Origin of the sequence: Paenibacillus sp. FSL R5-0713, assembly GCF_037973325.1 — a bacterium.
Lineage (GTDB): Bacteria > Bacillota > Bacilli > Paenibacillales > Paenibacillaceae > Paenibacillus.
The window spans coordinates 6,659,403-6,678,156 of sequence record NZ_CP150229.1 but is presented as its reverse complement, the minus strand read 5'-3'; the positions used below and the strand labels follow the sequence as shown (position 1 = coordinate 6,678,156).

Genomic DNA, 18,754 nt, shown 5'->3' with positions numbered 1-18,754 from the left:
GGAAAAGGTTAATCCCTCATTATATGGAACAAAAACAAAGAAGGCCACAGATCATTCTGACGGCCTTCTTTCGGTATGTTGGATAGGAACGCTCGGTAACAACTTTCTCGCTTTTCCGTTTGCGCACCAATATTACTCCACTTCGATCTCCTTCACCGTCTCCCCCTCAACCAGCACCGGCTGATAGTAGGTGTTCGTTGGCAGATCCTTTTTGCCTTGCAGATTCTTGATTACCCAGTCGGCAGCATCACGGCCCATCTGCTCTTGCGGATGAGTTAGTGTGGTGAGCCGGATGTTGGCGTTCTTGGCGATATATGAATTGTCCTGTCCAATGATGGATAACTCATCCGGGATTGAGATACCTAGTTGCCTACAGGCGTGCACAACTTCAAGTCCTACTTCATCGTTGTAACAGACGATTGCGGTCAGCGAATCTCTGTTTTCGTCCAGATACGCTGCTACATTAGAGGATAACTCCGGTTTCGATGCGGTATCAAAGGAAAGCACTTGATCAGGATGGAACCGTAACTTGGCTTCACCAAGTGCCTTGATATACCCCTTCATCCTATACTTACCTTGCAAATCATCCATTTTCGCAATAATGCCGATCTGGGTATGGCCTTTGGCGATCAATTCACGTGTGGCGAGATAACTGGATTGCACGTCATCTAGACAGAAGAAAGGGACCTCCAGCTCTTCATAAAAGGCATTAATCATCGTAAACGGTACATCCTGCTCCTTGAATGACAGGTAGTATGCAATATTGGGATTATACAGATTACTTTTGGTCGGTTCGACGATCAGGCCATCCACACCGTAGGAGAGCATCATTTCGAGTGCTTTTTTCTCCTGTGACACATCATTATTGGTGCTGGCGAGCAGTAGCGAGTAGTTGTCCTCATTCAGACGACTCTCAATACCGCGGATAATGGAAGGAAAGATGTAATCCGAGATGTATGTTGTGATTACGCCAATGGTTTTCTTTGACGTATTGCCGCCTGATCGTGATCGATACTGATTACTAACGTAAGTTCCTGAACCCTTTTCGCTTCGTAAAAATCCTTCGTTTGATAACTCCAAAATGGCCTTCCGCACCGTCTGGCGACTTACATTGTAGCTTTCCTGTAATGCCAGCTCGGTTGGAATCTGTTCGCCTATGCTATATGCCCCCGAGAGGATATGACTCTTTATATCATCAATGATGACCTGGTATTTTGGCTTCACGTAGTCCACTTCTTTCATCGTTACTCATCTATATCAACCTTGTTGTTCAAATAGTTGTACGTACATATTTTAGCATGATTCAGTTTGAATGCATATAAAACAGCATATTTTTCGAAGTAAACCGTACATATCCGGCCTTTTTGCAAAGAGGTGTACCTTACAGCATAGCCATTTTATATCTGTATAAGACCTTTGAATGGTCAGTTAGAGTACAATATGTGTCCTTTGTAAGTATAACTATTATATATTATTGACAAATGTACGTACAAAAAATATACTAAGGCTGTCAGAAAAGGAAAGCGCATTCTTTGAAAACACAGATTTTTGAACAACCTCTTATACAAAATTCATGAGTAGTTACTGCATAAGTAGAAGCTTCACCTTATATATGCATCCTTAGGGATGTGAAATCACAACCGGAGAGGGGATACACGTGATTATGAGTCAATTGGACTTGAAAGAAGCCATTACTAATGGCGCTACTTCGCTCGGAATTGAATTTGGATCCACGCGGATTAAGGCGGTGTTGATTGACGAGCGTTTTGAGACCATCGCGTCAGGCAGTTATGAATGGGAGAACCTTCTGAAAGACGGATATTGGACGTACAACCAGGAAGATATCATCACAGGTCTGCAGACGGCTTATCGTGAGATGAAGCAAGATGTGGAACAGAAATATGGAATTACGCTGCGAACGGTCGGTTCGATCGGGTTCTCGGCCATGATGCACGGATATGTGGCATTGGATAGCGCGGGCGAACTGCTGGTACCTTTCCGCACCTGGCGTAACGCAACGACGGGAGCAGCTGCTAGGGAGCTGACGGAACTTCTGCAATTCAATATTCCTGAACGCTGGAGCATTGCCCACTTGTACCAAGCCATCTTAAACGAAGAGGTACACGTACCTCAGATCGATCATCTGACTACTTTGGCTGGGTACATCCATTGGTTGCTGACAGGCAATAAGGCGATTGGCATCGGCGATGCTTCAGGCATTTTCCCAATTGACGAGGCTACACATAATTACCACCCATCCATGATCCAACAGTTCGATGAACGGATCGCAGGCAAAGGTTATCCGTGGAAGGTCGAGGACCTGCTTCCGAAGGTATATCTCGCTGGTGAGAATGCAGGTGCATTGACAGAAGCGGGAGCCAAGTTGCTTGACCCTTCGCAAGATCTGCAGTCAGGCATTCCGCTCTGCCCGCCAGAGGGCGATGCCGGAACGGGTATGGTGGCAACGAATAGCGTGAAGAAACGCACGGGGAACATCTCGGTCGGCACCTCGGTATTTGCCATGATCGTACTGGAGAAGGAACTATCCAAAGTGTATCCGGAGATCGATATGGTCACCACGCCGGATGGCAGTCCAGTAGGGATGGTACATGCCAACAACTGTTCCAGTGATATCAACGCCTGGGTGGGACTGTTCCGTGAGTTTTCTCAAGCGATGGGATACGAAGTGGATAACGGCAAGTTGTTCAGCGTGTTGTTTAACAAAGCCTTGGAGGCAGACCCAGATGGTGGTGGCTTGCTCAGCTACGGTTACTACTCCGGTGAGAACATTACGGGACTTGAGAAAGGCCGTCCATTATTCGTCCGCTCGCCGGAAAGCAACTTCAATCTGGCGAACTTCATGCGGACACATCTGTTCAGTGCATTCGGTGCACTCAAGCTAGGTATGGACATTTTGACAGAGGAAGAGAATGTAGCCATTGATAGTATTTTGGCTCACGGTGGTCTGTTCAAGACCCCTGTCGTCGGACAACGGATTGTAGCTGCTGCGATGAACGTACCGGTCTCGGTAATGTCTACCGCTGGTGAAGGCGGCGCATGGGGCATGGCACTTCTGGCTTCGTACATGATTAACAAGGATCAAGAGGAGAGCCTGGATGTGTTCCTGGAGCAGAAGGTCTTCAACGATGTTGAGGGAGTCGAAGTGGCGCCAGATGCATCGGATGTGAAAGGGTTTGAAGCATTTATCGAACGCTACCGGAGTGGGCTCGCAATTGAGCATGCAGCTGTAAACCATCTGGTAGAGAACGGGAGGGAATAACATGTTAGAACAACTGAAGGAAGAAGTATTCCAGGCGAATCTGGAACTGCCCAAGCACGGACTTGTAAAATTCACTTGGGGTAACGTTAGCGCAATCGATCGGGAAAGCGGTCTGTTCGTCATTAAACCAAGTGGCGTTAGCTACGATGTGATGAAAGCAAGCGACATGGTTGTGGTTGATCTGGACGGTAACGTGGTGGAGGGTGAGATGAGACCTTCCTCGGACACCGCAACACATGCCGTACTATATAAGCATTACTCGGAGATTGGCGGCATCGTGCACACACACTCCACATGGGCGACCATCTGGGCGCAAGCCGGACTTGATGTTCCTGTAATGGGAACCACACATGCGGACACGTTCTATGGGGCTGTGCCTTGTGCACGTTTCCTGAATCAGGACGAGGTGGATCGCGGATACGAAGCAGAGACAGGACGTGTCATTATTGAAACGTTCGAACAACGTGGAATTGATGTGATGGCGGTTCCGGCAGTGTTGCTCCATGGTCACGCACCATTTACGTGGGGGAAAGATGCCAAGTCAGCGGTGGTGAACAGCGTTGTACTGGAGGAAGTATGCAAAATGAACCTGTACGCGCGGCAGTTGAACAACTTCGCAAAAGAACTGCCGCAAGGCATTTTGGATAAACACTATCTGCGCAAACACGGCAAAGACGCGTATTACGGACAGAAGTAGTCGGTTATAAGTGACTGGAAGCATGCTCTGGCTTCCAAGAGGTTTAGTTGTGCGAATGACTTGTTCAACTATACTTTTTACACAATAACGGAGAAGACAGAAGAAAGCTGGAGAAGCGGAGCGTTCACCTTTATCCCCGGATTTTCCCTTTAGAAAAGGGAATCAAAAAATCTGGGGATAACAGTGATCGGAAGATTATTCTGGCTTCGCAGTGTTCTAGTGTAAACCCATATTGTTCAACTATAAAATAATGAAATGAGGATGATTATATGTCAGCAGCAAAAGAATTCTGGTTTGTGGTCGGTTCACAGCACTTGTACGGTGAAGAAGCACTGGGAGAAGTAAAAGCTAACGCACAGAAAATCACGGATGCCCTTAATGCCAGCGGCGTACTGCCGTACCCGCTTGTATTGCAGGATCTGGCGGTAACCGCAGATAAAATCACGAGCATCATGAAAGAAGTCAACTATCGCGACGAAGTAGCAGGTGTCATCACATGGATGCATACCTTCTCCCCGGCGAAAATGTGGATTCGTGGTACAAAATTGCTGCAAAAACCTTTGCTGCACTTGGCGACTCAATTCAACGAAAGCATTCCGTGGGCAACCATCGATATGGACTTCATGAACCTGAACCAAGCTGCACATGGTGACCGCGAATATGGCTTCATTAATGCTCGTTTGAAAAAACAAAATAAAATCGTTGTTGGCTACTGGGAGCGCCCGGAAGTGCAACAACAGGTTGCAGACTGGATGGACGTAGCGGTTGCCTTTAACGAAGGTTTCAACCTCAAAGTCGCTCGCTTCGGAGATAACATGCGCAACGTTGGCGTGACCGAAGGCGATAAAGTGGAAGCACAGATCCAATTCGGATGGACGGTTGATTACTTCGGCATTGGCGACCTCGTGCAATACGTGAACGCCGTAACGGAGCAGGAAATCGATGATCTGATTGCTCAGTATAAAGACCTCTATGAATTCGATTATGGTACGAACAGCAAGGAAGCTTGGGAAGCCAGTGTACGTGTGCAAGCAAGCTATGAGATTGCGATCAAACGTTTCTTGGACGAAGGTGGTTACAGTGCCTTCACGACGAACTTCGAAGATCTGCATGGCATGAAACAACTTCCGGGTCTGGCTGTGCAACGCCTGATGGCGCAAGGGTATGGATTTGCCGGTGAGGGTGACTGGAAAACAGCTGCACTGGATCGTTTGCTGAAAATCATGGCCCATAACGAGAACACGGGCTTCATGGAAGATTACACCTACGAGATGGCTGCTGGACAGGAAGCAATCCTGCAATCCCACATGCTTGAAGTAGATCCGACACTGGCTAGCACGAAACCAAGAATTATCGTGTCCCCACTGGGCATTGGCGATCGCGAAGATCCGGCGCGTCTTGTATTCGACGGCAAAGCAGGCGAAGGGGTCGTGGTATCCATGGCAGACTTCGGTACCCACTACAAACTGCTGATCAATGAAGTATCTGCATTCGAGCCTACCGTCCCAGCACCTAACCTGCCGGTAGCGCGTGTATTGTGGAGCGTGAAGCCGAACTTCCAGGATGGCGTTAGAGCATGGATCGAAAATGGTGGAGGTCACCATACGGTTGTATCCTTGAACCTGACGACAGATCAGATCGTGACATATGCGAAGCTGGTGAATCTGGAGTACGTTATTATTAAGTAAAAGTGGATTGGCAGCTACTGCCCTGAACTTATACAATTTTTTCTCTGTGGCCGGGGGTTAACCCTCGGCCCTTTGTTTGTTATGCTGAGAAGCATGATAATGAGCTGAGCATGGGTTTAATTTTCCATCGAAAAGAGATAACAAATGAAGGAGGTAAGGAAAGGATATGTACACAAAAGAAAGCTTGATGCAGCAACTGGAGCAGCTTGGTTTGGATCGCCAAGGTACGTTGCTTATGCACTCTTCAATGAAGAGTTTGGGCGAGGTTGAAGGTGGAGCAGATACGGTGCTGGATGCCTGTAGCGACTATATGAAAGACGGATTGTTGGTGCTTCCCACCCATACGTGGTCTACCATTAATGCGGATAACCCAATGTTCCACGTGGAAAGTTCTGTATGCTTCGTGGGTATTCTACCTGAACTTTTCCGTAAACGTCCGGGCGTGGTTCGTTCGTGGCACCCTACGCACTCAGTAGCGGCACTGGGAAGGGATGCAGAGGCATTTACGAGGGGTGATCATCTCTTCGATACACCGTGTGCGAGAGGTTCAGCATGGGGGAAACTGCTGGATCGGAAAGCGACGATCTTGTTAGTAGGCGTTGACTTGAAGCGGAATACATTTATCCATGGCGTAGAAGAGTGGGTGGACATCCCTGGCAGAATGACGGACGAGCATGAGATGCTGTATACGGTTTTACCGGATGGGAGTCAGATTTCAGTACCGTCCCGCAGACATAGTGGGTTGCCGTGGTCGGAGCATTTCTGGAAAATAGATGAGGTACTGGTTCGCGAAGGTGCGATGCATAAAGGACAACTTGGGGATGCCGTTGTTAGAGTGTGCGATGCGGTTAAGACGTCAGAGGTAATTACGGAGTTGCTGAAGGAAAATCCAGACTTATTCTCAGACAATGAACCCTTTTATTCCCCTAAATATGAAGCTGATCTGGTCGGAATGAGTCATGAAGCATATCTCAGAAACGAGGCACGTTATAAGCAACAATTGGAGCTGTTGAACGCTGAGAAGCAGATCGTTGAAGGCGAACGTTGACTTGATCATGAACAAGCCATAGCCAAGATACGGGAAGAGTAGATGTTCCTGATCAGAAGGTGAAGTACTACTGCCGGAGAGATGAACTCCGCTAAAGATATGGGTCATTTGAATCAAACCAATTGCTGGCCGGCCGCTCGTTTGGATATGGGCGGTTTTTTTTGTGGAACAGTCAGATTCCTTCACAAAAACGCAAAATAGATCAGGATTTCGATCAGAGGTTGGTCAGACTTCCAGTGTATGGGCTACTCACCCTTATAGTGGTGTGATAAGATATGGTTAAATTAACCAATGTTTGACGTAGCGGTATTGTATAGGTGTTTATTGAAGTTTTATATAGGTATCACATAGAATTATGAGCAATCACGTTGTCATTGTAGCATCTAAGAAGGAGAAGATTCGTGAACCCATTAGTATGGTATGATCTCTTTTTATTCGTCCTATTGTTCGGTGTAGGTGTATATGTGTTTGCTACGGTTAGAATTACGAACTTACATAAGGTATACTTTTTGTTTCACGGGTTGATGATGCTCTGGCCTTTCTGTCAATTTGCCAGTACGCTCACGGATGATTCCGGCTTACAGTTGTTCTATGTTACGTTGTCTTTCGTTGCAGTCTCTCTGCTTGGGAGCGGGTGGCTTCTACTGACGATCTTTATTACCGGTTACGCGGAACGTTTGAGTGCAAAAGGAACCTTTATGCTATTTGTCCCTGCGGTAATCGGGGCTATAGGTGTAGTCGCAAATCCATGGAACGAGTTCGTCATTCCCCTGGAGGGCGGGTACATCGAGCGGGCTTACGGCCCTTGGTTCTGGGTTGTGATGGTTATTCTGGTGAGCTATTTCTTGACGTCTCTCGTCGTTCTGTTCCGGGCGGTGTATTCATCACAGACGTCTGCCATGATCAAAAAACAGGTGCGGATCACCCTATGGGGCATCTTGGTCTTGGCTGTCTTTGCAACCATTGATGCGATCCTGAATGTGGTTCTAGCCCGCTGGTTGCCAATCATTCCTGGCATGACTTCGCTGGGGATCTTTCTGTCAGACCTGTTCTTTGTCTATGTGATCAAAAGATACAATGTGTTCGATCTGGTCTCCATCGCGCATGAGGACGTGATCAATACGATTCCATATGGCATTCTGGTACTGGATGAGAATGAAGTCATTGTTGAAGCGAACAAAGCCTCACGATCCTTTATGGATCTGCATGTGGGGGATTCTTTTGATATGGAGGTATTCCTGGAGTCTGTTCAAGTTGTGGGTAGCTGTCGGGAGTTCGTGAATCACTATAAGAAAAAAGAAAATACACTCTCTCATATTGAAGTGATTGTGGAGCGGGACAGCAACATTCGGCACTATATTCTGCAATCGTCTCCGATTGTGGATTCGGCTCTTGTGCCGATTGGTCATATTCTTACGTTCCAGGATGTCTCGCAGGAGCGCTTCTATGTGAAAGAGATGAATCGCCAGAACGTAACACTTCAGGAGCGCAATCAGGCGCTAGACTTGATACGTCAGGAGTTATCCGAGGCCAATCGCAAACTGGAGGAACTCGCGCTGACGGACAGTTTAACCAACTGTTACAACCGCCGTTATCTGACCCAACACCTGAATCATGAGGTTATTACCAATATTCAATATAAAACACCATTTTCACTCCTGCTGCTTGATATTGACTACTTCAAAGCGATCAATGATCGCTATGGACATGTCATCGGTGATGAAGTGCTCGTCCACACGGCAGAGGCCGTCAAACAATCCATACGCAGTACCGATATTCTGACGCGTTATGGCGGGGAAGAATTCATGATCTACCTTCCGCACACGGAGCATGACTTGGCTAACCAGATCGCGGAGCGCGTGAGAACCGCTGTGGAGTCCAACCGCATTATGGTGGATCACGAGATTATGCAGGTGTCCATTACGATTAGTATTGGGATTCTGTCCTTTGAGGACTTTGAAGTGGAGCATGTGCCGGACAATCCGGAGGGGTATTTGACTCAACTGTTCGCTGCGGTGGATAAGGCCTTGTATCAGGCAAAGCAGAATGGGCGTAATCGGGTGGAGTTTGGGGTGTTTGAGCGGGGAGTTGTTTGAATTATACAAATTGAGACATTTCAACAATAGGACCGGGCAGTTTAGATCCCTGAAATATAAAAAAAAATTTGCTTAATAAAGTTGTGTAGAGGAAGTTTGTATTCCGCTGCTTACAAAATAAAGGAGATTAAAATGAGAACAACAATTAAGGTTCTATTATTTTTACTAATTAAAGATAGTATTACAATTGAAAATTAAGTCAAATACTTTCTAAGAGGTGAAAGAAATGAAAGAATGTATAGTTATTCTTGCAGATAACTGGGGAACAGAAGGAGGTGGAATTAACTCATTTAATCTTGATCTGGTGAGTGCTATTGATTCATATCTACCTACTGTAACTCTTGAAGGTGTCCAAGTTATTTGTGTAACTAATAAAACAGAAAGATTACCAAATGATAATGTAATACTGATTAACGGGTACAGTACTTCTAACAATGGAGTGCAATTTTTTACGATTTTAAAAGAGTTATCAGGTGTTTTAAGTCTGTCTATTCAAGATATCCAAGGGAAATTTAAATTTTCCTGGTGGATTGGTCATGACGTTATCACTGGTGGACATGCTAGTGCTTTGTGCAAAGAATACAATGTATTATTTAAGGAAAATTCGCGCTTCGCCTTAATACACCATATGGTTTACGAGGATTATTACGGTCACAAACAGGATAAGCCAATTTCTGAGGAAGTGCAAAATCAAAAATTCGATAAACAAAAAAGGTTACTGGAGACAGCTGATGTAGTTTTCGGCATAGGACCAAAACTTACCAGGCATGCAAGTGAGTATTCCAGTCAAACAGTAATTGAATTAATTCCAGGACTTCATTCCTTAAATAAGAAACATAGACCAGGGACCGGTACTAAAAGAACTTTTACGGCTACTCTTATAGGGCGATTAGATGTAAAAGATGATGCAATAAAGCAATCCTCTCTTGCTCTTGAAGCACTTGAGAATTTTTTTACACAAAATAGAGAAGCTTTGACTCCAGAATCAAAAGTAACTGTAATTGGAGTTGAAGAAAAAGATATTAAGAGGTCAACTGCAGTTCAATTTCATACTTATAGAAACCGAGATCATGTTTATGATCAGCTTGTTAGATCAAATATTGGATTTCTCCCATCTTCCCATGACGGTTTTGGATTAGTGGGATGGGAATTCATATCTGCTGGGATTCCCTTAATTATTTCTCAGAATACAGGTCTATTTGAGTTTCTGGAATCCTTTATTAGAGATTCGGATCTTGTGGACACTATATATCTCTTGGATTTAAATTTAACCCCGCACAGGAATATCTTTTCTGATGATTCAGAAGATGCGAGGGTAGAGAAGGAAACTCTTATTGGGAGTTTACGTTTCAAAATAAATGAAGTATTTAGTAGGTCTGCATTTTTCAATAAACAGGCGGAAACTTTAAGAGATGAATTATTAAAAAAAGGGTATACATGGGAGCGTACTGTAGGTGACTTCCTGCGAGGGTTAGGGTATCTAGTTAATATATCTTCATTGGATAACTTTGTAGCTAAAGCACAGAACCCATATGGTATTGTTAAAATTATAAATACAAACGATCAGCGTATTGAAGATTACAAAACCTGTCTTAGTGAAGCAAGTGGTCAAATCTTTATATCAGGGACATCGATGATTCACCTTTCTAGCGACTCAAAATCATTGCTAGCAGAAAAGGCAAAGGAAAATCATTTGAAGTTGTTATTACTTGATCCAGACTGGGTTGATCAGTATCATAATATCTTGTCCTTCCATAGCAAATTCGAAAGAAGTGAAGATTTCAGTTCTGAAATTCGTAATTCTATAAAAAAACTAAAAGCTATTAAAGACAGCTTGGGCGAGTTGTCAGATAGAATCACAATTAAAACATATAAAACTATTTTCCCTTACATTGTAACAGGTTATGAGAAAGTTAATTATGGTAAAATGGTTTTTGAAATAACTGATTATGTACCGTCTGAACAAAGGCCGAGGTTTACCATATACAAAACGGAAAATAAAGAATCTTTATATTCGCAAGTTTATGAAAAATATTTTGAGTTGTGGGATAATGAAACTTTGACTAGTGAGGTGGAGTTATGAATAATGAATATAAATATTTACAGTATGATTGGAAATACAGCAAAGATGACTTGAAATTTTGCCCCCGATGCGGGTCACACTTCGTTCTTCAAGATTTACACATTTCTGACCAACCACAGCTTGTATGTGACAATTGTCGTTTCATTTTCTATTTAGATCCTAAGTTAGTTGTAGTTGGTCTTGTATTATTTGAAAATAAAGTATTGCTCTTAAAAAGAGCTGAAAACCCAGGAAAAGGTTTGTGGGGCCTCCCGGGGGGGCATGTAGAACGGGGAGAAGATTTATTTGAAACAGTAGAAAGAGAAATAAGGGAGGAATCAGGTGCTCAAGTTCAACTTAAGGAAATTATCAAAACACATTCATTAGCGCAATATGGTACAGTTCAATTAGCATTTGAAGCTATTGCAAAAGATGCATATCTCAAAACAAATATTGAGAGTTTTGAAGCCAAGTACTTTGCGTGGAATGAAATTCCCTGGGATTCGCTCGCTTTTGAAACGACACGTGAAATATTATTTGAATTTGCAGATATTAATAGGATAAATATTCTAAAAGAGAATAATTAGTTGTTTCATTGTCTCTTGCTTCCATATGTAAAATTTAATTGATTTACTGCTCTGAGATGCTGAAAATTAAATCCACTGATTGAACTCAGGGCCCCTCTTAACCAGGGCGCCCTAAAATTTTCTCTTTTCAAGATATTAAGACAGTTCTATCATAAATAGGAAAAAAATCTATACTCTAAGTCTAGAGGAAATTTAGGATTTATTACATAGCAAAGGTGGTTGGTAATAATATGACTATAAATTTTCCAAATAACATTGAAGATTTGGAGTTATTAAAGATGTTGAAAAATTATGCAGATGGTAAAAGTTCATGGAAAGGAAGCGAGTTAACAATAATTGAGAAAGAATCCAGTAACTTGTTATATAGTAACATCATCAACTTTATAAACAATGTCATTATCCCGATTCTTAATCGTGCAACTTCAAGAGAATTAGAGTCATTTACAATGCATGATAAGAATCACGGTATGAAGGTAGCACAGTTAATGTGGAGAATATTGACGCCAGAAAAAAGGGAGATTTTGAGTCCTCCAGAAATTGGTTTGCTAGTATTTTCTGCATTTTTCCATGATTTAGGTATGGCTTTGAATAAAGAAGAAAGGGAAAAAAGACTTAGAATTATATGGGATACAATGGCGTTAAGTACAAGAAAGAAATATCAAAAAATGATAGAGGATTCTGCTGTTGAAACAAAGGATTCTACTGAAAATTTTATCGCATTACAAAAACTCACTTCTGCTCAAGAAGCAATGCTATGTATTGATACGAGAGAAAGACATGGTAGTAGAGAAAGATACAACGAACTTATAACTATGCTTCAAAGTTTCCATCAAAAAGATCCTGTTAATATCACGAATATATATAGCGTTCTTAAATATCAAGGAGATTCCTTTTTAGATGTATTGCTTGAGATCTGTATAAGTCATAATGAGCCTGCTGAATCGTTATTACAACTTAATATGTTAACTCCTGGAAGACTTAGGTTTCCATCAAACTATCCAGTGGGTGGTTGCAATGTGAACATACATATAATTGCAGCAGCATTACGTTTATCAGATATATTAGATTTTGATAGAGAGAGGACTCCGAGTGTTTTATTTCATTATTTGCTCCCTCAAACTTCATTAAACAGTTTAAATAGATCTTATCTGGAATGGGGGAAGCACCTATCAATTTCGAACTGGACCATTGATGCTGAAGCAATAACGTATAACGGTCATTGTTACGATCATGTTGTACACCATACATTAAATCAGTTCTGCGAAGATATTTCGAATGAAATTAAATCCACGAGAAAGACATTCACTGAAAGAAAAGAAGATTGGCCTTTCTTTCTTTCACAAAATGTAATTTGTAATATTATTGAGCATGGTTATAAATATACTCCGTACACATTTGAAGCCGACACAGATAGGGTCTTTGAATTATTTATGGGAAAATCTATATACTCAGAACCAATTGATGCACTGAGGGAACTAATTCAAAACGCTGTCGATGCGTGTAATTTGAGAGAGAGCATTCTTAAACTATATGATGAAGCGACAAAAACCAATCCTATCATCATTAAATTTGAAGAAGCTGTGGATAATGAAATTCCCAAAATAAGTGTCATTGACAAAGGGATTGGTATGGACAAATGGATCATTGAAAATTATTTGTTTAAGATAGGCAAATCGTACTATAATTCATTCGATTTTAATCAAACTCGTAATGAACTGCGTAAGAAGAATATAGACTTTGCTCCTGTATCGGAGTTTGGAATTGGATTTTTATCTTCATTTTTGCTTTCTGACAGAGTTGAAATAGAAACGGCAATGTGGGAATCACCTAGAGGAGACAGTCTAAAAAGAATAATGGAAATTGATGGTCCAACTCGATTGATTAAATATAGTGAACAAGTTAACGAAGGGCCGGGACGCTACAAGGGCACTCGTGTAACATTATATCTTACTAAAGATTATGAAAATATGGAAGATACATTTTGGAACTCGGCGAAAAAATATTTGCGTGATGTATGTGTTGATTTACCGTATATTTTGGAACTTCAATATGTCAGCAAGGATGGCCAGCTTTCGGTTGAGTATATTGAGCCTATAAAGAAAGTTATTGATATACCTGAGAGTCTTCTAAAGCATTCTTTGAAAATGGAAGTTGATGATGTGGAAACAGGACTTAAAGGTGAAATTGTATTAATTAACCCTACGTACTTAGATTATGAAGTGAACGAGTATATTGAAAAAAAGGGTTTTATACTAAGCGATGAAGAGAGTTTTTGGAACGATGTAACAAGAAGTGAATATAGTGAGTTCAATGAATCTAACAGTAGATTAATACGGGGGGGATTCAAAATAGGTCAAGTTCCGGGTTTGCCTGAATCAGAGATATTTGGAATAAATAACTCGTTCTCTCATATATCATTGGATTGGAGAAAAAGTGATAATATGAGATACCCTAGAACGGATTTGGCGAGAAATTCACTGGCTGAAAAGGGAAATATTTCAGATAGCATCAATCGCATAATCATTACTTACTTAATTAATAATAGTGAAAACATCCATATAGATTTATTAACATCAATAATTTATCGAAAGCGGACTGTCGAAGGTAGAAAGTATCTAGAAAATTATAACGCATTAAAGCTATTCAATATTTTCATTAACTGTCATGCATATGCGAGAGATATAAATCCTGTTGATTTATTAGCTTGGAAAAAGGGTGAAATTCTTCTCCCTTACTATAAATATGGTAATGAAAAAAGATATTACGAGAATTATCTATTCACCACAATCTTAGATATGTTAATAAAATATATTTCTAAACCTGTTGTTAGCAAAAATACAATACAATTGAAACCACCGATTGAAAATTGGGAAGAGACTTTGTATAACTTAGCAAATTTCCAAGATGAGAGTGATGGGTGGGGGTTGTTTGCAGAGTTTGAGGAACAGTATGAAGATGTATTGTATATTGATGTTTTACACTATGAGTTTTTTAATGAAAAGTATAAAATTCTTCTTATGGAAAATTTTAGATATGATGAACTTAGCCTATTTGAAAAAATACTGAGTAAGATGACTTTGATATCTCATGATAAGATTAATAGGTATGAATATGATATATTAGAACGGATGAGTAAGATTGTTGGCGACGCTTCAATAATTCCTTTTTCTGGAAGTGATGAAATTACATTAAATCAAATGCTTCAAAGTAAAAAGTGAAATTATTCTAACATAGAAGCGATTTTAATCTGTCTTAATATATTATTACTGATAACCCTAAATAGTTGCAAGGTATTCTTTAAGAAGTTATTATTTGATGACCAGTCGTCATTTCAATATAAATTACTTTTTAGAGAAAGATATCAACTATAAGATGTTATGGAGGGTGCTTCATTTTAAATATTTATTTGTGAGGAGTAAAGCCATGTGTTTTACTCCTTTTCTATTTAAAAGCTTTCTTCAACTCCTTGTTAATTTCTCTAATGATCTGAATTTGCTCTCTACTTAAATTTCTTGTTAAATTAACGAAATCATCGAAAGCTTCTTGAACTATAGATTCATTATCTAAAACTGTTTCCTCTAGATACATTAAGTCACTAATTGAAACATTCAAGGCGAGTAGAACCTTCTCCAACGTATCTATGGAAAAGTTTCTTTCGCCTCTTTCTAATGCTCCGATATATCTATAGTCCAGCCCAGCAATATCAGCCAACTTTTGTTGCGTAAGTCCCTTAGTGTTTCGCATTGCTCTAATTCGTGTGCCTATTAATTGGCGTAACTCTGACATTTGAATCACCTCATAATAAGCTTAGATAAGATGGATCACAAAAGTCAGGTTAAAATATATAGCAATAATGGTGTTATTTACGCATTTTAAGTAGTATAATGAACGAATATCATTACTTCACAGGAGTGATTAGAAAATCTGTTCGCCTATATACTATTAAAGGAGGAGAACTCTTTGCGGAAATCTATCCTAAAATCACTCAAACCGGACATCATTGTTGAAATGTTGGACATGGCTGTGGCTTTTGAAAATTGGAACAAGGTGATGGAGAGGGCGGACATGTTATATCAATGTGTGCAGTCCATCCATGAAGAGCGGCAAGATTATCAGTCAAAGGGAGTGCCTGCACCACATATACACATCGAGCGGCCCTTGGTCTACTATTACGGGTTCAGTCATTTGATGAGGGGTATGGCTCACCAGAAGATGGGACAGGTAGATCAGGCGCGAGCATGTATCGATCAATATGGATTTCTGGGAAGGATGGAGGATCTGGATGAGGAAGGTATGCAGGTGGTGCAGGAGTTCAGGCATAAGGCACAGGTGAATCGGTATGCTCTTGAGATTGAAGCCGGTCAGGAGGAACTGCTGGAGGAGTTTATGAACTTTTTGCTTGAGCATCCGGAGGAAGGATTGGCAGGTCTGGAAGTGATCACGGAAGCAGCAGTGCGGCATAGGTGGCAGATTGATCGGGTTTTACAGGTGTTTGAGGATCAGATGCAGGGCGATGGCAGAGAAATAGATTCTTCAAACAACAATGATATGTACCATTACTGTTATCAGCGAGCTTTGTACGAACAGTGGATGGAAAGACCACAGGAGGCCGTGGAGTTCATTTTGCAGGCGATCAGGTTAGCGGATAAGCTTGGGATGGATCGTTATTTTATAAGGTGCATAGGGTTGTTGGAATCATTGCGGGAAGAGGCGACAGAGGAGCAGATCGGGCGGTATCGGGTGATGTTGGAGGGGATGAAGTAGGAAGGGTATTTACTGAAACTGGTAGGATATTCCTTGAAGTGGGTATATGCATATAGGACCATAGCACCGATGAGGAGCACAGCTTGTGTTTTTATCATGGTGAAATCAGGATGTTAGCCGGATAGTTTACATATTACACTTCTGCTAACATAGGATAATCCTATTTCGAATGAGCGGAGAAACGTATGAGTACAATTAAAGTTACCCCTGAGCAACTACATCACGTATCGAATCAGGTAGATCAGGCAAGACAACAGTTGGAGAGTATACGAAGTGATCTGACGAGACAGATCATGTTCGTTCAGATGATGTGGATGGGCGCGACGCAGGAGCGATTTTACTATGAGTTCGAGCAGTCACGACCTATACTGGATAAAGCGTTGGAGAGTATGGTCAATACATCGAAGGAATTGAAGGATATCGCCACGCGATTCCAAGATGCAGATGCTCAGAAGGGAAGTCTGGGTGGTGCGTTTGGAGCAGTCGGTGCCGCAGCTATGATGACCAAATCAACAGGTAATTCCGGTTCGGGTGACAAGGGCTATCGGATGGCGTATAACGCGATGCTTGGTAAAATGATGCCTGTGAACGAGAAAGGTGTTACGGATCAGGCTGCCCTTCAGGCTTATGAGAGGGATCAGGGACATCTGGACTTGAATCGTATGCAAGTTGTGAACGTTGAACCGCCTGGGGAAGATATTTTTGCGTTACAGATCAAGGCGTTTGAGATGGGCATTCATCCTACAACGGGAGAGCCTGTATCGGATAAATATGCTCAGATGATGGTGGCGTCTCTGAAGTTCAGTCAGATTTTCATGGGGATTCAGATGGTTCGTGGGAGTATGCCGGGCGGCAAAGGTCCGTTTCGATTGCCTGCTTCTAATCCTGCTGTGGTGAAGATTAAGCAGCATATTGAGGCTGCTAAGGCTAGGAATGGGAGTATAGAAAAAAATGTACTAGAGGGAACTTCAAAAGCCACAGTGCAGAGATCTCAGTTAAGCCAAAATCTGATTGACCATGTTATTAATAGGCATTCTGTTAATAGTACGAAGCAACAACTTCCATATCTCCAAAAGAAAATGTCCGATGAACAAATCAATGAAATGCTAAGTAGAAAGTCTTTCTTTAATAAAGAGTGGTCTGATAGTAAAATAACTGATGCGTCTACCGAGGCCGTTAATCAGTTGAAACAACAGGGAATAAAGGATGGATTGCATACTGTTACTGTATTTGATGAACAGATTAAAGTTTTCATTAGAAATGATAATGTTGATTCTGTTTATGGTACACATATATATAAAATTAGAGATTTAATAGATTAGGGGGGTCAAATATGTTCACTATTTCATTTAAAGCAATTGATAACTTTGATGAAATCAAACAAATGTCTGCAAAGCAGTTTGATCTAACGAAACAAGATATCGAGGGAATTATTGAATTGGACTTTAACCGAAGTAAGTACGGTATGTTCTTTGACGATTGCCCATTTGGTAATGAAAGACTTATTAGATGGTTTGTGGACTTACTGACTATAGTCCAGAAGATTAGAATACATCAATATGTTGCTTATCGAATTCCTGATAGTGCTAATTTGTGGCTGGAGTTTAAACGGCAGGGAGTGGAACTACAAGTTAGTTTAGTAGAAGATATTGATCGGGAAGTTATTCTGGACTTATTTATTACTGAACCAAATGAGGAATTTAGATACTCAAATTGGAATGGTGTTAATGTAAGTTCGGCATCCTTTACAGAAGAAATTATGAAAAGTGCACATCAGTTTCTGGATTTTGTTACTGAATTGAATCCTGACATACTGCAGAGTACGAGTATTCAAATACTTCAGGAAAAGTTAAACGATGTAAAGCGATTGACTTCATAGAGAACGACTTTACTGAAAAATGTTAAAATCGATCATGCTCCATTCCACGCGACTAACAGAAGATAAATAGTTTTGAAGCACTGTCTACATAGTTTACGGATAAAGGAGCTGTGAAAGGTAATGTACGAATATCATGGCTGGGCAACTATTAGAGAGTGTGCGTCGTTTGAAGAAGATGAGTATAAATATGGTTTAGTTATTCAACATCTGCGGGAATATGTAAAGGAGCTAAATTGGCCTACAGGTGTTTTGGACTTGAGAGCAGTTAATGGTGACTTTCAACTATGGATAGCGGGCCTAGATAATCACAAACCTTTATCAAAGTATGATCCCGCCGAAGTAATGAAAAAGATAGGTGAGATAGCTCAGGGTTCTTATGGAGTCCTTTATGTAAGAGATAGTGATGATGTGGAATCCTCCAACCAGTTTAAGGTCTACACTTTAATTCGAGGTAAAGTAACGGAGAATGATGATCCGTTTCTCTCCCCATTCATACCTACACTAGAGGATGATTATGAAGGATAATCTGCACAAATAGTTCATACCACATTTGAAGTATAGGTAGCCAAATTTATAGTAGATTGAATTCTATATGTAACAAAAAACATGAAGAATCCGCTCTCATCCGAGAGTCGGATTTTTTCTCGTTTCAC

At 41.4% G+C, this 18,754-nt stretch carries 14 protein-coding genes; 12 read left to right on the top strand and 2 right to left on the bottom strand.

What is annotated here, in order from left to right; translation table 11 throughout:
- Window positions 1-132 precede the first annotated feature (132 nt).
- Window positions 133-1,224: a GntR family transcriptional regulator gene (locus MKZ12_RS29610; RefSeq protein ID WP_339261568.1), complete on the bottom strand. Its 1,092-nt coding sequence runs from the start codon at window positions 1,222-1,224 to the stop codon at window positions 133-135.
- A 439-nt stretch (window positions 1,225-1,663) separates the two neighbouring features.
- On the opposite strand from MKZ12_RS29610, the gene MKZ12_RS29605 reads away from it, so the two are divergent.
- The 8 genes from MKZ12_RS29605 (at window position 1,664) to MKZ12_RS29570 (ending at window position 14,676) form a co-directional block, all read left to right on the top strand.
- On the top strand, window positions 1,664-3,280 hold the full coding sequence (locus MKZ12_RS29605) for an FGGY-family carbohydrate kinase (RefSeq protein WP_339258050.1): 1,617 nt from the start codon (window positions 1,664-1,666) through the stop codon (window positions 3,278-3,280).
- 1 nt (window position 3,281) lies between these two features.
- A complete protein-coding gene (locus MKZ12_RS29600; protein WP_047840995.1) occupies window positions 3,282-3,977 on the top strand; it encodes an L-ribulose-5-phosphate 4-epimerase in 696 nt (231 codons plus the stop codon).
- Between the two features lie 269 nt (window positions 3,978-4,246).
- A complete protein-coding gene (araA, locus tag MKZ12_RS29595; RefSeq protein WP_339238829.1) occupies window positions 4,247-5,665 on the top strand; it encodes an L-arabinose isomerase in 1,419 nt (472 codons plus the stop codon).
- Window positions 5,666-5,831: 166 nt separating this feature from the next.
- A complete protein-coding gene (locus MKZ12_RS29590; RefSeq protein WP_339258048.1) occupies window positions 5,832-6,713 on the top strand; it encodes an AAC(3) family N-acetyltransferase in 882 nt (293 codons plus the stop codon).
- Window positions 6,714-7,114: 401 nt separating this feature from the next.
- The gene (locus tag MKZ12_RS29585) at window positions 7,115-8,809 is read left to right on the top strand and encodes a diguanylate cyclase (protein WP_339258046.1); all 1,695 of its coding nucleotides are present in this window, start codon (window positions 7,115-7,117) and stop codon (window positions 8,807-8,809) included.
- A gap of 226 nt (window positions 8,810-9,035) precedes the next feature.
- Window positions 9,036-10,892, top strand: coding sequence for a glycosyltransferase (locus MKZ12_RS29580; protein WP_339258044.1), 1,857 nt, complete (start codon window positions 9,036-9,038; stop codon window positions 10,890-10,892).
- A complete protein-coding gene (locus tag MKZ12_RS29575) occupies window positions 10,889-11,458 on the top strand; it encodes an NUDIX hydrolase (protein WP_339258042.1) in 570 nt (189 codons plus the stop codon). Before MKZ12_RS29580 ends, MKZ12_RS29575 begins: the two co-directional genes overlap by 4 nt.
- A 230-nt stretch (window positions 11,459-11,688) precedes the next feature.
- Complete coding sequence (locus tag MKZ12_RS29570) at window positions 11,689-14,676, top strand: hypothetical protein (RefSeq protein WP_339258041.1); 2,988 nt, start codon at window positions 11,689-11,691, stop codon at window positions 14,674-14,676.
- Window positions 14,677-14,899: 223 nt separating this feature from the next.
- Here MKZ12_RS29570 and MKZ12_RS29565 read toward each other — a convergent pair whose 3' ends face one another.
- Complete coding sequence (locus MKZ12_RS29565) at window positions 14,900-15,244, bottom strand: helix-turn-helix transcriptional regulator (protein ID WP_339258040.1); 345 nt, start codon at window positions 15,242-15,244, stop codon at window positions 14,900-14,902.
- 174 nt (window positions 15,245-15,418) lie between these two features.
- Here MKZ12_RS29565 and MKZ12_RS29560 point away from each other — a divergent pair, with 174 nt between their 5' ends.
- From MKZ12_RS29560 to MKZ12_RS29545, 4 genes are all read left to right on the top strand, one after another.
- Entirely contained in the window at window positions 15,419-16,222 is an 804-nt protein-coding gene (locus MKZ12_RS29560) for a DNA-binding protein (RefSeq protein ID WP_339258038.1), read from the top strand.
- Window positions 16,223-16,407: 185 nt separating this feature from the next.
- Window positions 16,408-17,544 carry a WXG100 family type VII secretion target gene (locus MKZ12_RS29555; RefSeq protein ID WP_339258036.1) on the top strand — a complete coding sequence of 379 codons (1,137 nt, stop codon included), beginning with the start codon at window positions 16,408-16,410 and terminating at the stop codon, window positions 17,542-17,544.
- 11 nt (window positions 17,545-17,555) lie between these two features.
- Window positions 17,556-18,101: a hypothetical protein gene (locus tag MKZ12_RS29550; RefSeq protein ID WP_339258035.1), complete on the top strand. Its 546-nt coding sequence runs from the start codon at window positions 17,556-17,558 to the stop codon at window positions 18,099-18,101.
- A 120-nt stretch (window positions 18,102-18,221) separates the two neighbouring features.
- Entirely contained in the window at window positions 18,222-18,626 is a 405-nt protein-coding gene (locus tag MKZ12_RS29545; protein WP_339258033.1) for an Imm7 family immunity protein, read from the top strand.
- Window positions 18,627-18,754 lie beyond the last annotated feature (128 nt).

Coding starts and splice junctions, on each gene's coding strand:
- MKZ12_RS29565 (WP_339258040.1), bottom strand. CDS start 15,244: ATGTCAGAGTTACGCCAATTAATAGGCACACGAATTAGAGCAATGCGA.
- MKZ12_RS29605 (WP_339258050.1), top strand. CDS start 1,664: ATGAGTCAATTGGACTTGAAAGAAGCCATTACTAATGGCGCTACTTCG.
- MKZ12_RS29590 (WP_339258048.1), top strand. CDS start 5,832: ATGTACACAAAAGAAAGCTTGATGCAGCAACTGGAGCAGCTTGGTTTG.
- MKZ12_RS29550 (WP_339258035.1), top strand. CDS start 17,556: ATGTTCACTATTTCATTTAAAGCAATTGATAACTTTGATGAAATCAAA.
- MKZ12_RS29600 (WP_047840995.1), top strand. CDS start 3,282: ATGTTAGAACAACTGAAGGAAGAAGTATTCCAGGCGAATCTGGAACTG.
- MKZ12_RS29555 (WP_339258036.1), top strand. CDS start 16,408: ATGAGTACAATTAAAGTTACCCCTGAGCAACTACATCACGTATCGAAT.
- MKZ12_RS29580 (WP_339258044.1), top strand. CDS start 9,036: ATGAAAGAATGTATAGTTATTCTTGCAGATAACTGGGGAACAGAAGGA.
- MKZ12_RS29570 (WP_339258041.1), top strand. CDS start 11,689: ATGACTATAAATTTTCCAAATAACATTGAAGATTTGGAGTTATTAAAG.
- MKZ12_RS29545 (WP_339258033.1), top strand. CDS start 18,222: ATGTACGAATATCATGGCTGGGCAACTATTAGAGAGTGTGCGTCGTTT.
- MKZ12_RS29575 (WP_339258042.1), top strand. CDS start 10,889: ATGAATAATGAATATAAATATTTACAGTATGATTGGAAATACAGCAAA.
- araA (WP_339238829.1), top strand. CDS start 4,247: ATGTCAGCAGCAAAAGAATTCTGGTTTGTGGTCGGTTCACAGCACTTG.